This is a genomic window from Luteimonas endophytica, from assembly GCF_029887875.1.
Taxonomy (GTDB): domain Bacteria; phylum Pseudomonadota; class Gammaproteobacteria; order Xanthomonadales; family Xanthomonadaceae; genus Luteimonas; species Luteimonas endophytica.
This window is the reverse complement of sequence record NZ_JARXRM010000032.1, coordinates 100662-120469: the sequence shown is the minus strand read 5'-3', so window position 1 is coordinate 120469 and position 19808 is coordinate 100662. Positions and strand designations below refer to the sequence as shown.

At 72.1% G+C, this 19808-nt stretch carries 16 protein-coding genes; 9 read left to right on the top strand and 7 right to left on the bottom strand.

From position 1 onward, the window contains the following. Window positions 1-4: 4 nt before the first annotated feature. The 4 genes from QFW77_RS10605 to QFW77_RS10590 form a co-directional block, all read right to left on the bottom strand. The gene (locus QFW77_RS10605) at window positions 5-532 is read right to left on the bottom strand and encodes a type 1 glutamine amidotransferase domain-containing protein (RefSeq protein WP_280574625.1); all 528 of its coding nucleotides are present in this window, start codon (window positions 530-532) and stop codon (window positions 5-7) included. A gap of 354 nt (window positions 533-886) precedes the next feature. Then, window positions 887-1321 carry a hypothetical protein gene (locus QFW77_RS10600; RefSeq protein ID WP_280574624.1) on the bottom strand — a complete coding sequence of 145 codons (435 nt, stop codon included), beginning with the start codon at window positions 1319-1321 and terminating at the stop codon, window positions 887-889. Next, on the bottom strand, window positions 1318-2676 hold the full coding sequence (gene rimO, locus QFW77_RS10595; protein WP_280574623.1) for a 30S ribosomal protein S12 methylthiotransferase RimO: 1359 nt from the start codon (window positions 2674-2676) through the stop codon (window positions 1318-1320). Before rimO ends, QFW77_RS10600 begins: the two co-directional genes overlap by 4 nt. A gap of 104 nt (window positions 2677-2780) precedes the next feature. Next, complete coding sequence (locus QFW77_RS10590) at window positions 2781-5648, bottom strand: S8 family peptidase (RefSeq protein WP_280574622.1); 2868 nt, start codon at window positions 5646-5648, stop codon at window positions 2781-2783. 255 nt (window positions 5649-5903) lie between these two features. Between QFW77_RS10590 and QFW77_RS10585 the strand changes: the two genes are divergently transcribed. The 5 genes from QFW77_RS10585 to QFW77_RS10565 all read left to right on the top strand — a co-directional run bounded on the left by QFW77_RS10585 (window position 5904) and on the right by QFW77_RS10565 (window position 10557). After that, window positions 5904-7079 (top strand): thiolase family protein, encoded by a 1176-nt coding sequence (locus QFW77_RS10585; RefSeq protein WP_280574621.1) that lies wholly within the window; start codon window positions 5904-5906, stop codon window positions 7077-7079. Between the two features lie 125 nt (window positions 7080-7204). Further along, window positions 7205-7567, top strand: a complete 363-nt coding sequence (locus QFW77_RS10580) for a hypothetical protein (RefSeq protein ID WP_280574620.1) — start codon at window positions 7205-7207, stop codon at window positions 7565-7567. Window positions 7568-7780: 213 nt separating this feature from the next. Then, window positions 7781-9388: a carboxyl transferase domain-containing protein gene (locus tag QFW77_RS10575; protein WP_280574619.1), complete on the top strand. Its 1608-nt coding sequence runs from the start codon at window positions 7781-7783 to the stop codon at window positions 9386-9388. A gap of 249 nt (window positions 9389-9637) precedes the next feature. Further along, window positions 9638-10183, top strand: coding sequence for a bactofilin family protein (locus QFW77_RS10570; RefSeq protein WP_280574618.1), 546 nt, complete (start codon window positions 9638-9640; stop codon window positions 10181-10183). Beyond that, a complete protein-coding gene (locus tag QFW77_RS10565) occupies window positions 10180-10557 on the top strand; it encodes a hypothetical protein (protein ID WP_280574617.1) in 378 nt (125 codons plus the stop codon). The genes QFW77_RS10570 and QFW77_RS10565 overlap by 4 nt, the downstream gene beginning before the upstream one ends. Before the next feature lie 40 nt (window positions 10558-10597). Here the strand turns inward: QFW77_RS10565 and QFW77_RS10560 are convergent, their stop codons facing one another. Genes QFW77_RS10560 through QFW77_RS10550 form a run of 3 tightly spaced genes read right to left on the bottom strand, consistent with a single transcriptional unit; the run spans window position 10598 to window position 12980 of the window. Then, window positions 10598-10849: a DUF6587 family protein gene (locus tag QFW77_RS10560; RefSeq protein ID WP_280574616.1), complete on the bottom strand. Its 252-nt coding sequence runs from the start codon at window positions 10847-10849 to the stop codon at window positions 10598-10600. Between the two features lie 5 nt (window positions 10850-10854). Then, window positions 10855-12735: a ferrous iron transporter B gene (gene feoB, locus QFW77_RS10555; RefSeq protein ID WP_280574615.1), complete on the bottom strand. Its 1881-nt coding sequence runs from the start codon at window positions 12733-12735 to the stop codon at window positions 10855-10857. Then, on the bottom strand, window positions 12732-12980 hold the full coding sequence (locus QFW77_RS10550; protein ID WP_280574614.1) for a FeoA family protein: 249 nt from the start codon (window positions 12978-12980) through the stop codon (window positions 12732-12734). The genes feoB and QFW77_RS10550 overlap by 4 nt, the downstream gene beginning before the upstream one ends. Before the next feature lie 116 nt (window positions 12981-13096). Between QFW77_RS10550 and QFW77_RS10545 the strand changes: the two genes are divergently transcribed. From QFW77_RS10545 to QFW77_RS10530, 4 genes are all read left to right on the top strand, one after another. Beyond that, window positions 13097-13888 carry an enoyl-CoA hydratase-related protein gene (locus QFW77_RS10545; RefSeq protein WP_280574613.1) on the top strand — a complete coding sequence of 264 codons (792 nt, stop codon included), beginning with the start codon at window positions 13097-13099 and terminating at the stop codon, window positions 13886-13888. Between the two features lie 104 nt (window positions 13889-13992). Beyond that, window positions 13993-15999 (top strand): acetyl/propionyl/methylcrotonyl-CoA carboxylase subunit alpha, encoded by a 2007-nt coding sequence (locus QFW77_RS10540; RefSeq protein ID WP_280574612.1) that lies wholly within the window; start codon window positions 13993-13995, stop codon window positions 15997-15999. A 219-nt stretch (window positions 16000-16218) separates the two neighbouring features. Then, window positions 16219-17154, top strand: coding sequence for a hydroxymethylglutaryl-CoA lyase (locus tag QFW77_RS10535; RefSeq protein ID WP_280574610.1), 936 nt, complete (start codon window positions 16219-16221; stop codon window positions 17152-17154). Continuing rightward, a complete protein-coding gene (locus tag QFW77_RS10530; RefSeq protein ID WP_280574609.1) occupies window positions 17151-19739 on the top strand; it encodes a sensor domain-containing protein in 2589 nt (862 codons plus the stop codon). The genes QFW77_RS10535 and QFW77_RS10530 overlap by 4 nt, the downstream gene beginning before the upstream one ends. Window positions 19740-19808 lie beyond the last annotated feature (69 nt).

Genomic DNA, 19808 nt, shown 5'->3' with positions numbered 1-19808 from the left:
AGCTTCAGGACACCGCGTCGATCACCGCCCTGGTGAACGCCGGAATGTCGTCCGGCTTGCGGCTGGTGATCAGGTGGCCGTCGGTGACCACCTCGGCATCCTTCCAGCGCGCCCCGGCGTTCTCCAGGTCGGTACGAACCGACGGCCACGACGTCACTTCCCTGCCCTTGGCCGCACCCGACTCGACCAGCAGCCAGGGCCCGTGGCAGATCGCCGCCAGCGGCTTTCCGGCGCGATCGAACGCGCGCACGAACTCGACCGCCTTCTCCTCGCGGCGCAGGTTGTCGGGGTTGATCACGCCGCCGGGCAGCACCAGCGCGGCGTAGTCGTCGGCGTTGGCCTGCTCCAGGCTGCGGTCGACCGGGACGCTGTCGCCCCAGTCCTTGCCCTTCCAGCCGCGGATCTCGCCCGCCGAGGGTGCGATCACATCGACCTCGAAGCCGGCCTCGCGCAGCTTGGCGCGCGGCTCCATCAACTCGGACTGCTCGAAACCGTCGGTGGCGAGGATCGCGATGCGCTTGCTGTCGGCCATGGTGCACTCCTGACGAAACGGGGGAGCAGGCACGCTAGCGCCGCCGCGGTGGCAGCACCGTGAACCACGACCGCAGGCTGCGGCCGATGGCCCGGCGCCGCCGCAGGAATGCGCCATGCACCCGATAGCCGTCGCCGCAGGAAAGACCGGCAATCGCCGCCACGGCAACCGGAGCCCCGCGGCCTTCGCGGCCATGGGCCGCTACCCACGGAAGACACCCCGGCCCTGCCGTCGTAGGAGCGTGCCACGCACGCGAAAGCCGGCGCGGCAGCCGAAGCCGCGGATCGCCGCCCCACCCACCGAAGCCACCCGCGGCCTGCGCGGCCATGGACCGCTCCTACGGGAGGAAGCCCGTCAACGGCCGGTGCCGTCCCCTCCGCCGGCGCCGTCCACCCGCTCCAGCTCGAACAGGCCGGCATCGGCCAGCACCGAGAAATATCCGCTGCCGGACTGGAATCCGTCGCGCGGGAAGTAGGTGCCCGGCTCGACCCGGCACAGCAGGAAGGCCGCCGACAGGCCGCATTCCAGACCCCGGCCTGCGCCGACCCCCGGAAACAGGCCCGCCATCTGGTCCGGCGTGGCGCGGACCAGTTCCAGCGGCTGCCCGCGGAACCAGGCCCGCCAGCCGCCGCCCGGGATCGGCTCGACCCGGAGTTGTCCGGCCTCTCCGGCCGGCGCGCTGGGGTCGCCGAGCGGCCTGTAGCGGCCGCTGAGGCGGTCGGAAGCCGATGCCGACGGCAGCGCGATGCAGGCGATGACCGCCAGCGCCAGGACCCCTGCGCGGGTCACCGCGCCACCTCGCCGTAAAGATCGTGCTCGTCGCTGCCCATGATCCGCACCTCGACGAACTGGCCCGGCTGGAGCCCGGCCGCAGCGCCGTCCTGGATCTGCACCAGGCCGTCGATCTCCGGCGCGTCGGCCGGCGAGCGCGCGATCGCCAGCTCGCCGTCGATGGCATCCACCAGGCAGCGCTGCAGGCTGCCCACGCGCGCCTCCAGCCGCGCCGCCGAGATCGCCGCCTGGCGTTCCATGAAGCGCGCCAGGCGCTCCTGCTTCAGCGCCTCGGGGACCGGGTCGGGCAGCGCATTGGCGCCGGCCCCTTCCACCGGCGAGTAGGCGAAGGCGCCGACCCGGTCCAGCTGTGCCTCGTCGAGGAACGCCAACAGCTCCTCGAACTCGGCTTCGCTTTCGCCCGGAAAGCCGACGATGAACGTCGAGCGGATCGTGAGTTCAGGGCATCCCGCACGCCAGCCGCGAATGCGCTCCAGGGTGCGCTCCACCGCCCCGGGCCGCTTCATCAACCGGAGGATGCGGGGGCTGGCGTGCTGGAAAGGAATGTCGAGGTACGGCAGCAGCCGGCCCTCGGCCATCAGCGGGATGATCCGGTCGACGTGCGGATAGGGGTAGACGTAGTGCAGCCGCGTCCACACACCCAGCTCCGCCAGTCCTTCGCACAGCGCCCGCATCCTCGTTTCATAGCGCCTGCCGCGCCACTCGCGCTCGGCATAGCGCAGGTCCACGCCATAGGCCGAGGTGTCCTGCGAGACGACCAGCAGTTCGCGCACGCCGCCGCGAACCAGGCGTTCGGCCTCGCGCAGCACCTCGTCGACCGGCCGCGACACCAGATCGCCGCGCATCGACGGGATGATGCAGAAGCTGCAGCGGTGGTTGCAGCCTTCGGAAATCTTCAGGTAGGCATAGTGCCGCGGCGTGAGCTTGACGCCGATCTCGTCTTCGCTGGCCCGGCGCGGCACCAGGTCGATGAACGGATCGTGCCTCGGCGGCAGCGCGGTGTGCACCGCGCGCATCACGCTGGCGTAGTCCTGCGGGCCGCTGATCGACAGCACTCCGGGGTGCGCCTGCCGGATCACCTCCTCGCGCTTGCCCAGGCATCCGGTGACGATGACCTTGCCATTCTCGGCGATCGCCTCGCCGATCGCCTCCAGCGATTCCTCCACTGCGGCATCGATGAAGCCGCAGGTGTTGACCACCACCACGTCGGCGTCGTCGTAGCGCTGCACCAGCTCGTAGCCCTCGACCTTCAGCTGGCTGAGGATTCGTTCGGAATCGACCAGCGCCTTGGGGCAGCCGAGGCTGACGAAGCCGACGCGCGGGGCGGCGGTCCTGGCGGGAATGGCGGACATGCTGGGGCCGGACGGGGCGGCCGGCGATTATAGCGCCCGCGGCCCCTTCCCCCACCGGGCGCCGCCCGCGCGGCCCCTCCCCGTGAGGGCGAGGCCGCGTTGCCTCAGAACCCGAGCGCGTAGCGCAGCGAGACCATGCGGGCGTCGCCGCGCGGGCCGAAGCGCTGGTCCCAGCCCAGCGTGACCAGCCCGCTGCGGCCCACCCAGGCGTCCAGGCCCAGCCCGAACAGCCCGCCCGAACGACCGGGCTGCAGCCCGCCCAGCGACGACCAGGCGTCGGCGCCGGTGAAGGCGGCATCGACGTCCAGGCCGCTCGCACCCAGCGTGTGCTGCCATTCCGCGTAGCCGTGCAGGGTCAGCCCACGCCAGCCGCGCTCGGCCCGAAGCCCGGCGATGGCCTGGCTGCGGCTCGAGGTCCACGGATCGGCGCGCAGGCCGAACCCGTCCGCGCCCGGCTCGAAGAAACCGTCGCTGTCGATGCGGGTGTACTCGGCGCCCACGTACGGCGTCACCGCCGCAGCGCGATCGCCGAAGCGGTAGCCGCTTTCGAGGTTGACGGTGAAGAAGTCGCCCGCGTAGGCGGTCGCCACGCCGGTCGACTGCCGCCCCGTGAACAGGTGGCGTTCCAGCTGCCGGTCGAAGCGCCCGAAACCGGCCTGGCCCAGGGTGTAGCCGTTGCCGTGCAGGCGGCCGGCGTACAGCTGCGCCTGCGCCTGGCGGTCGCGCCCGCGGTCGCGGCTGCCGTCGCGGCGGCTGTCGGCATGGGTCTCGCCGAATGCGAAGCCGGCCACCCCGTTGCCGCCGAAACGATGCTCGCGGCCGATCATCCAGCCGTCCACGGCGAATTCGCTGCCGGAGAACCCGCCCTGCCCGCCACCGCCAAGTTGCCGCTGCCAGACCCGCGCCCCCCGCGCAGCCTGCCCGGGGGCAGCCTGCCCGAACTGCGCCGTCAGCGCCCGCCGGCTCATGTCGATGGCGTCGAACGTGGCCGAGGACGCCAGCGCGTGGAGTTCGCCCGACAAGCTGGCCAGCGAAGCCGCGGCGGTGGCCTCGTCCGGGATCGACTGGAACTCGCCGGCGGTGCGGATGAAGCCGTCGGCGATGAGGCCCTGGCCGGCTTCGCGCTGGCCGTCGATCTGACGGAACGCGTTCTCCACGCGTTCCGCCGCCGACAGCGAGGCCGCGGTCGCGGACCCGAATGCGGAGGCGGTGGCGAACACGTCGAGACGATCGATCTCCAGCAGCACCCGCCCGAAGATGTAGTCGTGCACCAGCTCGCCCTCGAAGAACACCGCGTCGTCGTCGAAGGTGTACTCGTCGAACGCGCCGCTCAGGGTGCCTTCGGTGCGCAGCACTTCTTCCTCGCGGCGGGTGGTGTAGCCGTCGATCACGCCGGCCACGTGCACCGTGCCTCCCTCGATGGCGGCGTCGCCGCCGACCTGCAGCGCGCCGGCGCCGAACAGCAGCGCCAGCTGCGCGCCATCGCGGTGCCGGTAGTCGCCGCCGACGGTCAGCGCGGTGTCGCCGTCGCCGGCGTCGAGGAACACCGTGCCGGCATTGTCGACGCTGCCGGCGATCGCGCCGGCGCCGCTGAGCACACCGTTGCCCGTGATCGACACCGCCGAGTTGTTCAGCGCGCCGCTGAGGCGCAGCACGCCGTCCTCCACCCGGGTCTCGCCGCGGTAGTCGTTGTCGCCGGACAGCTCCAGCAAGCCGGTGCCGCGCTTGGTCAGCCCACCGCTGCCGGCGATATCGTTCGACCACTCCGAGCTCATGCCGTCGAAGTCGGCGGTGACCCGGCCCCAGTCGAAGCGCCCCGGGCCCTGCACGGCCCGGCCGACGTCGAGCAGCCCATAGCCGAAGACCTCGTCGACGCCGGGATCGCCGATGTCGGCAGCGGTACCGAGGAGGGTCTGGCGCACCAGGTCGTTGTCGAACCACGGGAACGCTTCCCAGACGAGGGCGGCGGCGCCGGAGACCTGCGGGGCCGCGAAGGAGGTGCCCGCCCAGCCGTAGTAATCGGGCGCGTCGGGGGCGTCGTCGGTGCCGGTGACGACGACCGTCCCCGGGGCGGCGAGACAGTAGTTCATGGCCACACCACAGGCGTTCGGATAGACAGTGCCGTCGTCGAGCGAGTCCAGCTGGTGGACATCGTCCGGATCGATCGCCGTCACCGCCAGCCACCCGCGCTCCAGGTCCGCCGCCGGGGTGGTGCCGTTCGGCCCCGGCTGGCTCGGCAGGGCCGCCATGTCGGTCGGATCCGCGTCCTCGAGATTGCCGGTGGCGAACACCACCAGCCCGTCGTTGTCGAAGATGAAGTCCCGGTACTCGTCGGCGATCAGCGCGGTCGCGGCCGGATCGTCCCAGTACAGCCCGCCCCAGGAATTGTTGAGGATGCGCACTCCGCGATCGATCATGTCCTGGTGGATCGGCTCGAGACCGAGCGGGCCGTCCACCTCGTTGCCGTCGCCGCTGCCGTCGTCGTCCGGCGGCTCGTCGTTGATGATGCGCGCGGAGACGATCTCGGCACCGGGGGCGATCCCGCCCGGCCATTCCCCGAACGGGGTCCCGGCGAGAATCTGTGCCACCGCGGTGCCGTGGCCATCGACGTCGTCGACCGAGAGATCGTTGTCGGCGCCATCCACGTAGACCAGGTTGTCCACCACCCGCCCGGCGAGTGCCGGATGGTCGCGGTTGACCCCGGTGTCCAGCACGCCGATGCGCACCCCTTCGCCGCTCAGCCCGGCATCGTGGGCCTCGTAGGTATTGGTCAGCGCGAGATGCTCGCTGTAGTCCGGATTCGGCGGTTCGACCGTGGTCGGCGGCGGCGGCGGGCGCTCGGTGGGCGGGGGATCGGGACGATTGTCGCCGCCGCCGCCGCCGCAGGCGCTCAGCGCCAGGCCGACCGCGAGGGCCAGCAGCGAAAGCTTGCAGGACGGCGCCGCAACGGCGCGGGGAGTCTGTTCCGCCATGGGATGGGTTCCTTCTCTTCGATTGTCCGGGCGACGCGGGCGTCGCCGCATCGTCGCGCGCGGCACCGGCCGCCGCTGGGTGTTCGCCGCACCATCTATACCCGCAAACCACAGGGCGCACCAGCGCAAAACCGTGACGCGGCGCCGCCCTGCGGCAATCGCCTCCACTGAATGGGCCCGCGTTTGCCGCCCCATCCGCGCGGCGCGATAATCGGCGGCTTCCCGGGCCCCCCCGCCCTTGCCGGAGCAAGCTTCATGAGCGACGTCGTCATCGTCGGTGCCAAACGCACCGCCATCGGTTCCTTTCTCGGCCAGTTCACCGGCGTGCCGTCCCCGACGCTCGGCGCCTCCGCGATCACCGGCGCACTGCAGCACGCCGGACTGGCCGCCGATCAGGTCGACGAGGTGATCATGGGCTGCGTGCTGCCGGCCGGACTGGGCCAGGCGCCGGCGCGGCAGGCGTCGCGCGCGGCGGGGATTCCCGACGCCGCCGGCTGTACCACGATCAACAAGGTGTGCGGTTCGGGGATGAAGGCGATCATGCTGGCACACGACATCATCCGCGCCGGCTCGTCCTCGGTGGTGGTGGCCGGCGGCATGGAGTCGATGACCAATGCACCGCATCTGCTGAACGGCTCGCGCACCGGCATCCGCTACGGCAGCGCCGAGTTCCTCGACCACATGGCCTGGGACGGGCTGACCAACCCCTACGACGGCAAGGCGATGGGCGTGTTCGGCGACATCACCTGCGAAAAGTACGAGCTGAGCCGGGAGCAGCTGGACGCGTTCTCGGCGGAAAGCGCGACGCGCGCGCAGGCGGCGATCTCCGGCGGCGCCTTCGCCGACGAGATCGTCCCGGTCGCGGTGCGCACCCGCAAGGGCGAGCATACGGTCGACACCGACGAGGAGCCGGGCCGGATCGATACCGCGAAGATCCCGACCCTGCGCCCGGCCTTCGGCAAGGAGGGCCGGCTGACCGCAGCGTCCTCTTCGAAAATCTCCGACGGCGCCGCGGCCACGCTGCTGATGTCGGCCGACGAGGCGGGGCGCCGCGGGCTGCAGCCGCTGGCCCGGATCGTCGCGCACGCGGGCCATGCCCAGGCGCCGGAGTGGTTCACCACCGCGCCGGTGAAGGCGATCGGCAACGTGCTCGAGCGCGCCGGCTGGAAAGTGGAGGACGTCGATCTGTTCGAGATCAATGAGGCCTTCGCCTGCGTGGCGATGGCGCCGATGAAGGACCTGGGCATCGTCCACGAGCGGCTGAACGTGAACGGCGGCGCCTGCGCGCTCGGCCATCCGATCGGCGCCAGCGGCGCCCGGCTCGTGGTCACCCTGATCCACGCCCTGCGTGCCCGAGGGGGACGGCGGGGCGTGGCCTCGCTGTGCATCGGGGGCGGCGAAGCCACCGCGATCGCGGTGGAACTGGCCTAGCCGGTTAACGCCATTTTTACGAAAAAAATCAAACACCTACTTGACACCCAACGGCGGCTTGTCATGATGTCCCCCGGCGCGCCTACCTGCGCGTTCTGACTCACCACACGACGAGGAAATACCAAATGTCCATCAACAAGGCTCTGCTTGCCCTGGCCATGGGTTTTGCCCTGGCTGCCTGCTCGAACCAGGACGCCGCCCAGGACGCGGCTGCCGATGCCGCTGACGCCGCCGCCGAGGCCCAGGCCCAGGCCGACGCCGCCTACGGCAACGAGAGCGCCCAGGCCGCTGCCGACACCGCCGACATGGCTGCCGACAACGCCGCCGACGCCGCTGCCGACGCTTCGGCCGCCACCACCGACGAAGCCGCCGACGCCGCTGCCGACGCCGCCGAGGACGCTGCCGACGTCGCCGAGGAAGCCGCCGATACCGCGGACGAGGCTCAGGACGGCGCCGAAGACGCCGCCCAGGACGACATGCAGCACTGAGTTTCGCCTGGCCCCGTCCGGGGCCTTGCGACACCATTCGCATGGGAAAGGCCGCCGGTTCTCCGGCGGCCTTTTTTTTTGACCCTTCTCCGACACCTGGACCGGTGTTCGGAGTAGCGGACGTACACGACTCCGGCGCACGCCGCGCTCCCGTCCGGAGCGAACCGGGGCCACGGCGGGTATCCTGATGGGCTCGTCACGCCGGACCCGCCGATGCCCGCACTGAGTTCGAGCCTGGACCCGCGCTCGCAGGAGTTCACCGACAACGCCGCCTACCATCGCGCCCTGGTCGCCGAGCTCGACCGCAGGCTGGCGCGCGCCGCGGAGGGCGGCGGCGAGGCAGCGCGCGAACGCCATACCGCACGCGGCAAGCTGCTGCCTCGCGAGCGGGTGAGCGCGCTGCTGGATCCGGGCTCGCCGTTCCTGGAGATCGCGCCGCTCGCCGCCGAGGACATGTACGACGGCGCCGCCCCGGCCGCCGGCATGGTCTGCGGCATCGGCCGGGTCATGGGCCAGGAGGTGGTGATCGTGGCCAACGACGCCACGGTCAAGGGCGGCACCTATTTCCCGATCACGGTGAAGAAACACCTGCGCGCGCAGCAGGTGGCCGCCGAGAACCGCCTGCCCTGCATCTACCTGGTCGACTCCGGGGGTGCCTACCTGCCGCTGCAGGACGAGGTGTTCCCGGACCGCGAGCACTTCGGCAGGATCTTCTACAACCAGGCGCGCATGAGCGCGGAGAACATCCCCCAGATCGCGGTCGTCATGGGCTCTTGCACGGCCGGCGGCGCATACGTGCCGGCGATGTGCGACGAATCGGTGATCGTCAAGGAGCAGGGTACGATCTTCCTCGGCGGCCCGCCGCTGGTGAAGGCCGCCACCGGCGAGGTCGTGGACGCGGAGGCCCTCGGCGGCGCCGAGGTGCACACCGGCGTCTCCGGCGTGGCCGACCATTTCGCCGAGGACGACCGCCACGCCCTGCAGATCGCCCGCGACATCGTCGGCAACCTCAACCGGAGCAAGACCGTGCCGGTGGCGCTGCGCGAGGCGCGCGAGCCGCTGTACCCGGCCGAGGAGCTGTACGGCATCGTGCCCAAGGACACCCGCCGCCCGTTCGACGTCCGCGAGGTGGTCGCGCGGATCGTCGACGGCAGCGAATTCCAGGAGTTCAAGGCCCGCTACGGCAAGACCCTGGTGACCGGCTTCGCGCACCTGCACGGCTATCCCGTCGGCATCGTCGCCAACAACGGCATCCTGTTCGCCGAATCGGCGCTCAAGGGCGCGCACTTCATCGAGCTGTGCAACCAGCGCGGCATCCCCCTGGTGTTCCTGCAGAACATCACCGGCTTCATGGTCGGCCGCAAGTACGAGAACGCGGGCATCGCCAAGGACGGCGCCAAGATGGTCACCGCGGTGGCCTGCTCCAGCGTTCCCAAGTTCACCGTGGTGATCGGCGGCAGCTTCGGCGCCGGCAACTACGCCATGTGCGGGCGCGCCTACGGCGCGCGCTTCCTGTGGATGTGGCCGAACGCGCGCATCAGCGTGATGGGCGGGGAGCAGGCCGCGAGCGTGCTCGCCACGGTCAGGCGCGACGGCATCGAGGCGCGCGGCGGCAGCTGGAGCGCGGAGGAGGAGGAAGCCTTCAAGGCGCCGGTCCGCGACCAGTACGAGACCCAGGGCAGCCCGTGGTACGCCACCGCCCGGCTGTGGGACGACGGCATCGTCGATCCGGCGGACACCCGCCGGGTGCTGGGGCTCGGCATCTCCACCGCGCTCAACGCTCCGGTCGAACCGGCCCGGTTCGGGGTGTTCCGGATGTGACCCGCGGCGGCGGTGCGCCGCCCGTCGCGGGGCGTCCACCCCGGGCGCGGTGTGGAGACTGCGTGGAGGCTTCGCACGCCTGCCTCAACAAGGTCGTGTAACGCCCTGCCCGATCTCGGATTCGGTGAGCGTGGTCACATTCGGACGCGGGTGGGCACATGCTAGTCTCGCGGCACGACCCCCTGTCGTTGCGTGGCTGCCGCCGGCAGCCGACGCGCCTGTCCCTGTCCGCCCATGAGGAATTCCGTGATGGCCATCTTCAACCAGCCGAGCTCCGCCAAGAAGGACACGCCCTCCTTCGCGCCGGACCCCACCCCCTCCCCCGCACCGGCCCGTGAGCCGCAGCCGGCCGTCGCCGACTTCAATCCCACCCAGACCGCCCCGCCGCGCCGGCCCGCGACCCCCGAGGTGAAGGAGTCGCTGATCGCCGCCAACCTCACCATCGAGGGCAAGATCGAGGGCACCGGCCACGTCCGCATCGCCGGCAAGTTCAAGGGCGACGTCAACGTGCAGGGCGACCTGACCATCGAGAAGGGCGCCAAGCTCAACGGCGGGGTGCGCGCCGACAAGGTGATCGTCGCCGGCGAGCTCGAAGGCAACATCGACGCCGCCGCGCGGGTGGAACTGCTCGATACCGCGGTGATGAACGGCGATCTGAAGGCCGGTTCGCTCACCGTCGCCGCCGGCTCGCGGATCCGCGGCCACGTCGAGTGCGGCTGGGAGAACAAGGACGCCAAGGCCGGCGCGAAGTCCGAAACCAGGGCCGACAAGGCGGATCTCGAACTCGCCTCGTGAGCACGCCCCGGCCTGGCGCGGCGGGTGCCACGCGCACCTGCCCGCACTGCAAGACCACGATCCTGCAGAGCGCCAGCATCTGCCCGTCGTGCCGGCACTATCTCCGTTTCGATTCGGCGGCCGCCACCGGCGCCGCCGCCTCGACCACGGCGTTGAACGTCGAGGGCACCATCCGGCACCCGGCCGAGGGCGGCGCCTGGGAGTATTCGGTGGTGCTGGTGGTGCGCGACGACGAGGGCAACGAGATCAACCGCCAGGTCGTGGGGGTGGGCGCGCTGCATGCGGGCCAGGAACGCAGCTTCAGCCTGTCGGTCGAGGTCTTTCCCACCAGCGACATGCGCAAGCCCGCCAAGCGCGCCAGCACCCGGCACTAGGCTTCATTTCACGATTCCAGCACGGCGGTGCGGCGCCGCCTCAGCGCGTCGCGTCGCCCGGCCCGCAGCCGTCGCAACCGCCGCAGGCGTCGCCGGCCCGACCGGCCGCCGGGGCGATGCGCCGGCCCAGCGCCCGCGACCAGGGCGCGCCACTGCGGCGCAGCAGCGCCAACGCGGCCGCGGTCCGCAGGCGACGCGCGGTGCCCGGTGCCTGCTTCGCCAGCACCACCCAGGCGCTGATCGCGACCGCCAGCCCGACCACGGCGTACTGCAGGGCGGTCGACGCGTCCATCGCGGCTAGCCCGCCCCCAGCAGCACCGCCACCTGGTAGGTGACCAGCGACGCCAGATAGGCGAGCGCGAACAGGTAGCCGGCGCTGATCGCCATCGTCCGCCAGGAGTTCGTTTCGCGCCGGATCGTGGCCCAGGTGGAAATGCATTGCGGCGCGTATACGAACCACACCAGTAGCGAGAGCGCGGTGGCCAGCGACCAGCCGTCGCTGATCAGCGGGGTCAACGCCTGCGCGGCGGCATCGTCGTCGGCGGCGGAGAGCGCGTAGACGGTGGCGAGCGAGGAGACCGCCACCTCGCGCGCGGCAAGTCCGGGGATCAGCGCGATGCAGATCTGCCAGTTGAAGCCCAGCGGCGCGAACAGGCCCGTCATGGCGTGTCCGAGGCGGCCGGCGAAGCTGTAGTCGATCGCCGGACCGGTGGCACCCTCCGGCGCGCCCGGGAACGAGAGCAGGAACCACAGCAGCACGGTCAGCGCGAGGATGATGCCGCCGACCCGGCGCAGGAAGATCATCCCGCGCTCGTACAGCCCGATCAGCAGGTCGCGCGGATGCGGCAGCCGGTACGACGGCAGCTCCAGCATCAGCATGTGCTCGCCGCCGTCGCGGCGCCATTTCTTCATCACGAACGAGACCGCCAGGGCGCTGAGGATGCCGGCCATGTACAGCGCGAACAGCACCAGGCCCTGCAGGTTGAAGACCCCCGCAATCTGCTGTCGCGGGATGAAGGCGCCGATCAGCAGCGCGTACACCGGCAGCCGCGCCGAACAGGTCATCAGCGGCGCCACCATGATCGTGGCCAGGCGGTCGCGCGGATCCTGGATCGAACGCGTCGCCATGATCCCGGGGATGGCGCAGGCGAAGCTCGACAGCAGCGGAATGAAGGAGCGCCCCGAAAGCCCGGCCGCGGACATCATCCGGTCGAGCAGGAACGCGGCGCGCGGCAGGTAGCCGGACTCCTCCAGCGCCAGGATGAAGGCGAACAGGATCAGGATCTGCGGCAGGAAGATCACCACGCTCCCGAGCCCGGCGATGATGCCGTCGGCCAGCAGGCTCGCCAGCGGACCTTCCGGCAGCGTGGCCGAGACCTGCGCGGCCAGCCAGCCGGTCCCGGCGTCGATCGCGTCCATCATCGGCGTGGCCCAGGCGTAGACCGCCTGGAAGATCAGGAACATCACCACCGCGAGCGTCAGCAGCCCGGCCACCGGGTGCAGCAGCCAGCGGTCGAGCGCGTCGTCGATCCGGTCGGTGTTCGAGGGCATCCGCACCGCCGCATCGATCAGGCGCCGGGCCTCGGCGTGCAGGGCGTCGTCGTCGCCGGCCGTGGGGGCATCCGCCGCAGCGGCCGGGGCCGCGCCCGCGGTCGCGCTGGACAGCGCCTCGATCCGCTCCACCAGGGCCTGGGCGCCGTGGCGGCGTACCGCGACCGTTTCCACCACCGGCACGCCCAGTTCCCGCTCCAGCCGCTCGCGGTCGATGCGGATGCCGCGCCGCGCCGCCACGTCGGCCATGTTGAGCGCCACCACCATCGGCCGCCCCAGCCGCCGCAGTTCGAGTGCGAACCGCAGGTGCAGGCGCAGGTTGGTGGCGTCGACCACACAGACCAGCAAGTCGGGCGCGGGTTCGCCCGGATAGTGCCCGCGGCACAGGTCGCGGGTGATCGCCTCGTCCAGGCTGGAGGGGGTGAGGCTGTAGGCGCCTGGGAGGTCGAGCAGCGCGTAGCGCCTGCCCGACGGCGCCGTGAGCAGTCCTTCCTTGCGCTCGACCGTGACCCCCGCGTAGTTGGCCACCTTCTGGCGGCTGCCGGTCAGGCGGTTGAATAGCGCGGTCTTGCCGCAGTTCGGGCTGCCGACCAGGGCCAGGCGCGGCACCTCGAGCCGTGCGCTCATGCCGCCCGCTCCTCCGCGGCCAGCAGCACCCGCGCCGCTTCGGCACGGCGCAGCGCGAAGCGGGTGAACCCCACCTGCACCAGCAGCGGTTCGGCACCCAGCGGCCCGGCCGCGGTGATCCGCACCGGTTCGCCGGCGATGAAGCCGAGCTCGCGCAACCGCCGCGCGACCGGATCCCCGGGCACCCGATCCTCCACCCTGGCGACGCGGGCGGATCCGCCTCGCGGCAACTCTGAAAGTCTCACGGCACCGACCTGAATGCTAATTGTTCTCATTCTACCCGGACCGCGCCGAGGTGTATGCCCCTGATGCGCCCGGGGCAGCCGCTATCATGCGGGGCCCGTTCACCGGAACCGATGCGATGACCGACGCCCTCCTGCAGCTGTACCGCGACGGCGCCGTCGCGCGCCTGTGCATGGACCGCCCGAGAGTGCACAACGCGTTCGACGCCGACCTGATCGCCGCGCTCGGGGCGCGCCTGGCGGAACTCGGCGACGACCCCGAGGTGCGCGTCGTGGTGCTCGAGGGCGCCGGCCCCTCGTTCTCGGCGGGCGCCGATCTCAACTGGATGCGCTCGATGGCCGCTGCCGGCGCCGACGAGAACCGCGAGGACGCGCTCGCCCTGGCCCGGCTGATGCGCACCCTCGACCAGCTCCCCAAGCCCACCATCGCGCGGGTGCACGGCGCCGCCTTCGGCGGCGGCGTCGGCCTGGTCGCCTGCTGCGACGTGGCGATCGCCGCCGAGGGCGCGGAGTTCGGACTCACCGAGGCGCGGCTGGGCCTGTTGCCGGCGGCGATCTCGCCCTACGTGATCGCGGCCATCGGCGCGCGCGCCGCCCGCCGCTACTTCGCCACCGGCGAGACCTTCGGCGCCGCCGAGGCGCTGCGCATCGGCCTGGTCCACGAGGTGGTGGCCGCCGACGCCCTGGACGCCGCGGTCGAGCGCCAGGTCGCGCTGCTGCTGCGGGCCGGGCCGGTGGCGTCGGCGCAGGCCAAGGCGCTGGTGCGCGCGGTGGTGCCGCAGGGCGACCGCGAAGCCCTGGAGCGTGCCACCGCCGACCTGATCGCGGCGATGCGGGCCTCGCCCGAAGGCCGCGAAGGCCTGGCCGCGTTCCTCGACAAGCGACCGCCGGCCTGGGCACCGGCCCGATGAGCGGCGGTTGGGGTCCCAGCCGCCCTCGCCTTCACGACGGCGGGCCTGGTCCCGGCCGGGACCACGCCACCGCAGCCACCCCCCGCGTACCGGAGTAGCCACGGATGTTCGCGAAGATCCTCATCGCCAACCGCGGGGAGATCGCCTGCCGGGTGATCCGTACCGCCCGCCGCCTCGGCATCGCCACGGTGGCGGTGTTTTCCGAGGCCGACGCCGGGGCGCAACACGTGCGCCTCGCCGACGAGGCCTGGCCGATCGGCGGCCCACGGCCGCAGGACAGCTACCTGCGCGGCGAGGCGATCATCGAGGCGGCCCGGCGCTCCGGCGCGACCGCGATCCACCCCGGCTACGGCTTCCTCAGCGAGAACGCCGAGTTCGCCGAGGCGGTCGAGGCGGCCGGGCTCGCCTTCATCGGCCCGTCCGCGGCATCGATGCGGAAAATGGGCAGCAAGGCGGGGGCCAAGGAGCTGATGCACGCCGCCGGCGTGCCGGTGGTGCCCGGCTATACCGGTGCCGAACAGGCGCCGGAAACGCTGCTGCGCGAGGCCGCGCGCATCGGCTACCCGCTGATGATCAAGGCCGCCCACGGCGGCGGCGGCAAGGGCATGCGCGTGGTGCGCGCCGAAAAGGAGTTCCTGCCCGCGCTGGAAAGCTGCCAGCGCGAGGCGGGCAGCGCCTTCGGCCGCGACCGGGTGCTGCTGGAGCGCTACATCGAGCGGCCGCGCCACATCGAGATCCAGGTGTTCGGAGACCGCCACGGCAACGTCATCCACCTCAACGAGCGCGAGTGCTCGGCCCAGCGCCGCTACCAGAAGGTGCTGGAGGAGTCGCCGTCGCCCTTCCTCACCGCCGAGCTGCGCGCGCGCATGGGCGAGGCGGCGGTGCTGGCGGCGCGCGCCATCGACTACGCCAACGCCGGGACCGTGGAGTTCATCGTCGATCCGGACGGCGCCTTCTACTTCATGGAGATCAACACCCGGCTGCAGGTGGAGCATCCGGTCACCGAGATGGTGACCGGGCTCGACCTGGTGGAGTGGCAGGTGCGGGTGGCGGCCGGCGAGGCGCTGCCGCTGGCCCAGGCACAGGTGCGGCAGCAGGGCCACGCGATCGAAGTGCGGCTCTACGCCGAGGATCCGGATGCCGGCTTCCTGCCCGGCTCCGGGCGGCTGCGAAGGCTGCGGCTGCCGCCGCCCTCGGCGCACGTCCGGGTCGACTCCGGGGTGGTCGAGGGCGACACGGTGACGATCTTCTACGATCCCATGCTCGCCAAGCTGATCGTCCACGACGCCGACCGCCCGCGCGCCCTCGCCCGCCTGCGCGAGGCGCTGGCGGGGTGCGTCATCGTCGGGCCGAAATCCAACATCGGTTTCCTCGAACGGTTGGTGCGCCACCCCGAGGTCGTCGAGGGACGTATCGACACCGGCTACCTCGATCGCCATCTCGACCAGGTGCTGGCACCGCCGGCACCGGCGGGGGAGATGGAGATGGCCGCCGCTGCGGCCGCCACCCTGCTGCACGAGGAAGCCCGCGCCTGCGCCCGGGCGGCGGCGTCCGCGGATCCGCATTCGCCGTGGTCGATCGCCGACGGCTGGCGCCTGGGTCACGCCGGCGAGCGCCTGCTGGTCCTGGAGCGCGACGGCGAGCGCCTGGAACTGCACGCCTCCGGGACCTCCGGCGACTACCTGCTCCGCGGCACCGGACCGGCGCCGCTGCGGATCGAGGGCGCCCGGCTGGAGGGCGAGCTGCTCACGCTGCGCGTCGACGGGCGCGGCCGGCGGCTGCGCACCCAGGTCGACGGCGACCGCGTGACCATCCACGACGGGGACCGCCGCTTCGGCTTCGAGCGGCTGCCGGCCTTCCGTTTCGAGGCCGGCGAGGCCGCCGGCGGCAGCGACCGGATCACCGCGCCGATGCCGGGGCGGGTGGTGCTGGTGGAGGCGGCGGCGGGCGCGGTGGTCGACGAAGGTCAGACCCTGCTGGTGATGGAGGCGATGAAGATGGAGCTGACCCTGCGCGCGCCGCGCGCGGGCACCATCGCCGAGGTGCGCGCCAGCACCGGCGAGTTCGTCGAAGGCGACGCGGTGCTGGTGACCCTGCAGCCGGACGGATGAACCCGGGCACGGCCGGTGGCGCTGCCGTCTCGCGTTGGTTCCAGTCCGGCAGCGGCGCGGGGGCAGCGAGGGCGGGCGAGGCCCGCGCAGCCGGGCGGGCCGGTACCGGCGCCCGGTTCAGGACCGGCGCCACTGAAATCGCCGGCAGGGAACCGGTACCCTCGGAGGCCCCGGGTCCGGCATCCGGCCCCGATCTCCTTTCGATCAACGCAGGATGCCATGAGCCAGTTTCCCGCCGAGGTGCGCATCGTCGAGGTCGGCCCGCGCGACGGGCTGCAGAACGAGCGCTCGCCGATCGCCACCGCCGACAAGATCGCCCTCATAGACCGGCTGTCGGAGACCGGGCTGCGGACGGTCGAGGCGACCAGCTTCGTCAGCCCCAAATGGGTCCCGCAACTGGCCGATGCCGCCGAGGTCTATGCGGGGATCGCCCGCCGCCCCGGCGTGGCCTACCCGGTGCTGGTGCCCAACGAGCAGGGCTACGAGCGCGCGCGCGCGGCGGGCGTGGAGGAGATCGCGGTGTTCACCGCGGCGTCAGAGGCCTTCGCCCGCCGCAACATCAATGCATCGATCGACGAATCGCTGCGGCGCTTCGCGCCGGTGCTCGAGCGCGCGGCCGGCGACGGCGTGCGGGTGCGCGGCTACGTCTCCACGGTGCTGGGCTGCCCGTACCAGGGCGCGGTCGCGGTGGCCGACGTGGTGCGGGTGGCGCGCCGGCTGCACGCGCTGGGCTGCTATGAGATCTCCCTCGGCGACACCATCGGCGTCGGCACCCCCATCAAGGCGCGGGAGATGCTGCGCGCGGTCGCCGGCGAAGTGCCGATGGCGGCGCTGGCGGTGCATTTTCACGACACCTACGGCCAGGCCCTGGCCAACCTGCTCGCCTGCCTGGAGGAAGGGGTGGCCGTGGTCGACGCCGCGGTGGCCGGCACCGGCGGATGCCCCTATGCGCGCGGCGCGAGCGGCAACGTCGCCACCGAGGACGTGGTGTACATGCTGCATGGCCTGGGTGTGCGTACCGGGGTCGACCTGGACGCTCTGGCCGGCACCGGGCGCTGGCTGGCGGCCCTGCTCGGCCGCGAGACCGGCAGCAGGGTCGGCCGGGCCACCGCGCCGGCGCCGGCGCCGGACCCGGCCGAAGCGGACGCGGGATGAACCGCGGGCGCGCAGCGGCGCACGCCGCGGAGGCCGCGGGCGACCCGATCGCCCTCGCCGCAGCGCTGGAAGCGGCGGCCGGCGACGCCACCCTGCCCTCCGCCACACGGCGTCTGCTCGCCGACGCGGGCGACGCGCTGCGCGCGGCCGCCTCCGACGCCGAATCCTCGCAGCTGCGCTACCGCGCGCTGTTCGACGCCGTCCCCGATCCGGTGAGCATCCTCGACGAGCGCGGCATCGTGCTCGATCTGAACCGTGCCGGCATGGCGGCCTATCGCCGCAGCCGCGACGAGATCGTCGGCCAGCCGATCGAGGTGCTCAACCCCGACCTGCCCGAAAACCATCTCCAGCCGGTGCTGGAAACGCTGCGCCGCGGCGGCACCTACGTGATCGAGGTGACCAACATGCGCGGCGACGGCAGCAGGTTCCCGGTGGAGGTGCATTCGGCCGGCTTCGTCCACGAGGGAAGCCGCTGCATCGTCGCGGTGGCGCGGGACCTCAGCGCGCGACGCGAGGCGGAATCCCGCTACGGGCAGCTGCTGGAGGTGATCGACAAGGGCGTGCTGGTGCAGGACGCCGAGGACCGCCCGCTGCAGGTCAACGCCGCGGCGATGCGCATCCTCGGCGTCGAGGACGAGCACAGCCTGGAGGCCTACCTGGCCCCGGAGAAATGGACGATCCTCGACGAGACCGGCCGCCGGGTGCCTCCCGAAGAACTGCCGGCGCGGCGCACGCTGCGCAGCGGCCAGGCCACCCAGAGCACCGTGCTCGGGCTCTACCACAAGCCCGAAAGGCGCCTGCGCTGGCTTTCGGTGACCACCGTGCCGCTGTTCGCGCCCGGCAGCCGCCGACCCCACCAGGTGATCTCGTTCTTCAGCGACGTGACCCGGCTCAAGCGCGACAGCGCGCTGTTCAGCCGCGCCCAGGCGCTCGCCCGCATCGGCGGGTGGGAGTGGGAGGCCGGGCGCGACGTGCTCTACCTGACCGGCGAGGCGACGCGGATCCTCGACCAGCCGCTGCCTCCGACGACCATGGAGGGGCTGCTGCACTGCCTGCGCCAGGGCGACCGCGCCCGCTTCGGCCACGCGCTGCAGCAGGCGCTGCACCGGCAGCAGCCGATCGACCTGGAGCTGCAGGGCCGGCGCAGCGACGGCCGCATGCTGTGGATGCGCATCATCGGCGAGCCGGAGAGCGACGAGTCCGCCAACGTCAGCATCACCGGCACCCTGCAGGACATCAGCGAACGCAAGCAGGCCGAGGAGACCCTGCGGGTGCAGGCGCGCACCGACCCGCTGACCGGGCTGCTCAACCGCGACGCGATCCTGGCCGAGATGGGCGCGCGCATGGACGATGCCGCGCAGTCGCGCCTGGCGGTGCTGTACCTGGACCTGGACCGCTTCAAGATGGTCAACGACGTGCTCGGCCACGGCGCCGGCGACGAGCTGCTGCGCCACGCGGCGCAGCGGATCGCCGAGGCCACCGGCCCGGAGGGGCTGATCGCGCGCTTCGGCGGCGACGAGTTCCTGGTGGTGTGCGCCCTGGCCGACGACCCGGAGCGCCCGGAACGCATCGCCCGGCGCATCCTCGAGGCCTTCGAGGGCAGCTTCCGCTACGAGGGCGAGGAATTCGACGTCACCGCCAGCATCGGCATCGCCCGCGCGCCCGAGGACGGCGAGCGCCCGCAGACGGTCATCCAGAGCGCCGACGCCGCCATGTACGACAGCAAGCGCCGGGTACGCAACGGCTGGCAGGCCTACAGCCCGGCGCTGGCGCAGTCGCGCGAGGACCGCCTGCGGATGGAGACGCACCTGCGCCGCGCGGTCGACAACGGCGAGTTCCACCTCGTCTACCAGCCCCAGGTCGACATGCGCAAGGGCAGCATCGTCGCCGCCGAGGCGTTGATCCGCTGGAAGAACCACCAGCTCGGCGAGATGCGCCCGGATCACTTCATCGGCCACGCCGAGACCACCGGCGACATCGTCAGGATCGGCCGCTGGGTCCTCAGCGAGGCCTGCCAGCAGGTGGCGGCCTGGCGCGATGCCGGGCTCGGCATCGTCCGGGTCGCCGTCAACGTCTCCTATCGCCAGTTCCTCGGCGACGACCTCGCAGGCACCGTGCGCGGGGTGCTCGACGAATTCCGCCTGCCCGGCGCGGCGCTGGAGCTGGAGTTCACCGAGCGTGCGCTGATCGAGGACGCTCCCGATACCCTGCGCACCTTCGCCGCGCTGCGCGAGATGGGCGTGGTGCTCACCATCGACGACTTCGGCGAGGGCTACAGCGCGCTCAACTACCTGCGCCGGCTGCCGATCCACGGCATGAAACTCAGCCAGCTGTTCGTCGAGGGGGTCCCGCGCAACCATTCCGACGTCGCGGTGTGCCAGGCGGTGGCCGGCATCGCCCGCAGCCTCGGGCTGGGCCTGGTGGCCGAGGGCGTGGAGTCCGAGCCGCAGCGCCAGTTCCTGCTGGAGCTGGGAGTGCCGGTGGGCCAAGGCTTCCTGTTCGCGCCGGGGCTGTCGGCCGACGAGTTCGCACACCAGATAGGCGCCGGGCTCGCGCGCGGCGCCGCCCTGCGACAGGCGCGCTGAGCCGGCGGCCGCGGCTCCCGGCGGTGCGATGCGCCGCTCGCGGTTAGAATGCCGGGCCCCGCATTCCTG

Excerpts from the sequence above, each read along its gene's own strand:
- QFW77_RS10575 (WP_280574619.1), top strand. The coding sequence starts at position 7,781 with ATGCCCGCACTGAGTTCGAGCCTGGACCCGCGCTCGCAGGAGTTCACC.
- QFW77_RS10535 (WP_280574610.1), top strand. The coding sequence starts at position 16,219 with ATGAGCCAGTTTCCCGCCGAGGTGCGCATCGTCGAGGTCGGCCCGCGC.
- QFW77_RS10590 (WP_280574622.1), bottom strand. The coding sequence starts at position 5,648 with ATGGCGGAACAGACTCCCCGCGCCGTTGCGGCGCCGTCCTGCAAGCTT.
- QFW77_RS10560 (WP_280574616.1), bottom strand. The coding sequence starts at position 10,849 with ATGGACGCGTCGACCGCCCTGCAGTACGCCGTGGTCGGGCTGGCGGTC.
- QFW77_RS10545 (WP_280574613.1), top strand. The coding sequence starts at position 13,097 with ATGACCGACGCCCTCCTGCAGCTGTACCGCGACGGCGCCGTCGCGCGC.
- QFW77_RS10530 (WP_280574609.1), top strand. The coding sequence starts at position 17,151 with ATGAACCGCGGGCGCGCAGCGGCGCACGCCGCGGAGGCCGCGGGCGAC.
- rimO (WP_280574623.1), bottom strand. The coding sequence starts at position 2,676 with ATGTCCGCCATTCCCGCCAGGACCGCCGCCCCGCGCGTCGGCTTCGTC.
- QFW77_RS10585 (WP_280574621.1), top strand. The coding sequence starts at position 5,904 with ATGAGCGACGTCGTCATCGTCGGTGCCAAACGCACCGCCATCGGTTCC.
- QFW77_RS10605 (WP_280574625.1), bottom strand. The coding sequence starts at position 532 with ATGGCCGACAGCAAGCGCATCGCGATCCTCGCCACCGACGGTTTCGAG.
- QFW77_RS10570 (WP_280574618.1), top strand. The coding sequence starts at position 9,638 with ATGGCCATCTTCAACCAGCCGAGCTCCGCCAAGAAGGACACGCCCTCC.
- feoB (WP_280574615.1), bottom strand. The coding sequence starts at position 12,735 with ATGAGCGCACGGCTCGAGGTGCCGCGCCTGGCCCTGGTCGGCAGCCCG.
- QFW77_RS10540 (WP_280574612.1), top strand. The coding sequence starts at position 13,993 with ATGTTCGCGAAGATCCTCATCGCCAACCGCGGGGAGATCGCCTGCCGG.
- QFW77_RS10580 (WP_280574620.1), top strand. The coding sequence starts at position 7,205 with ATGTCCATCAACAAGGCTCTGCTTGCCCTGGCCATGGGTTTTGCCCTG.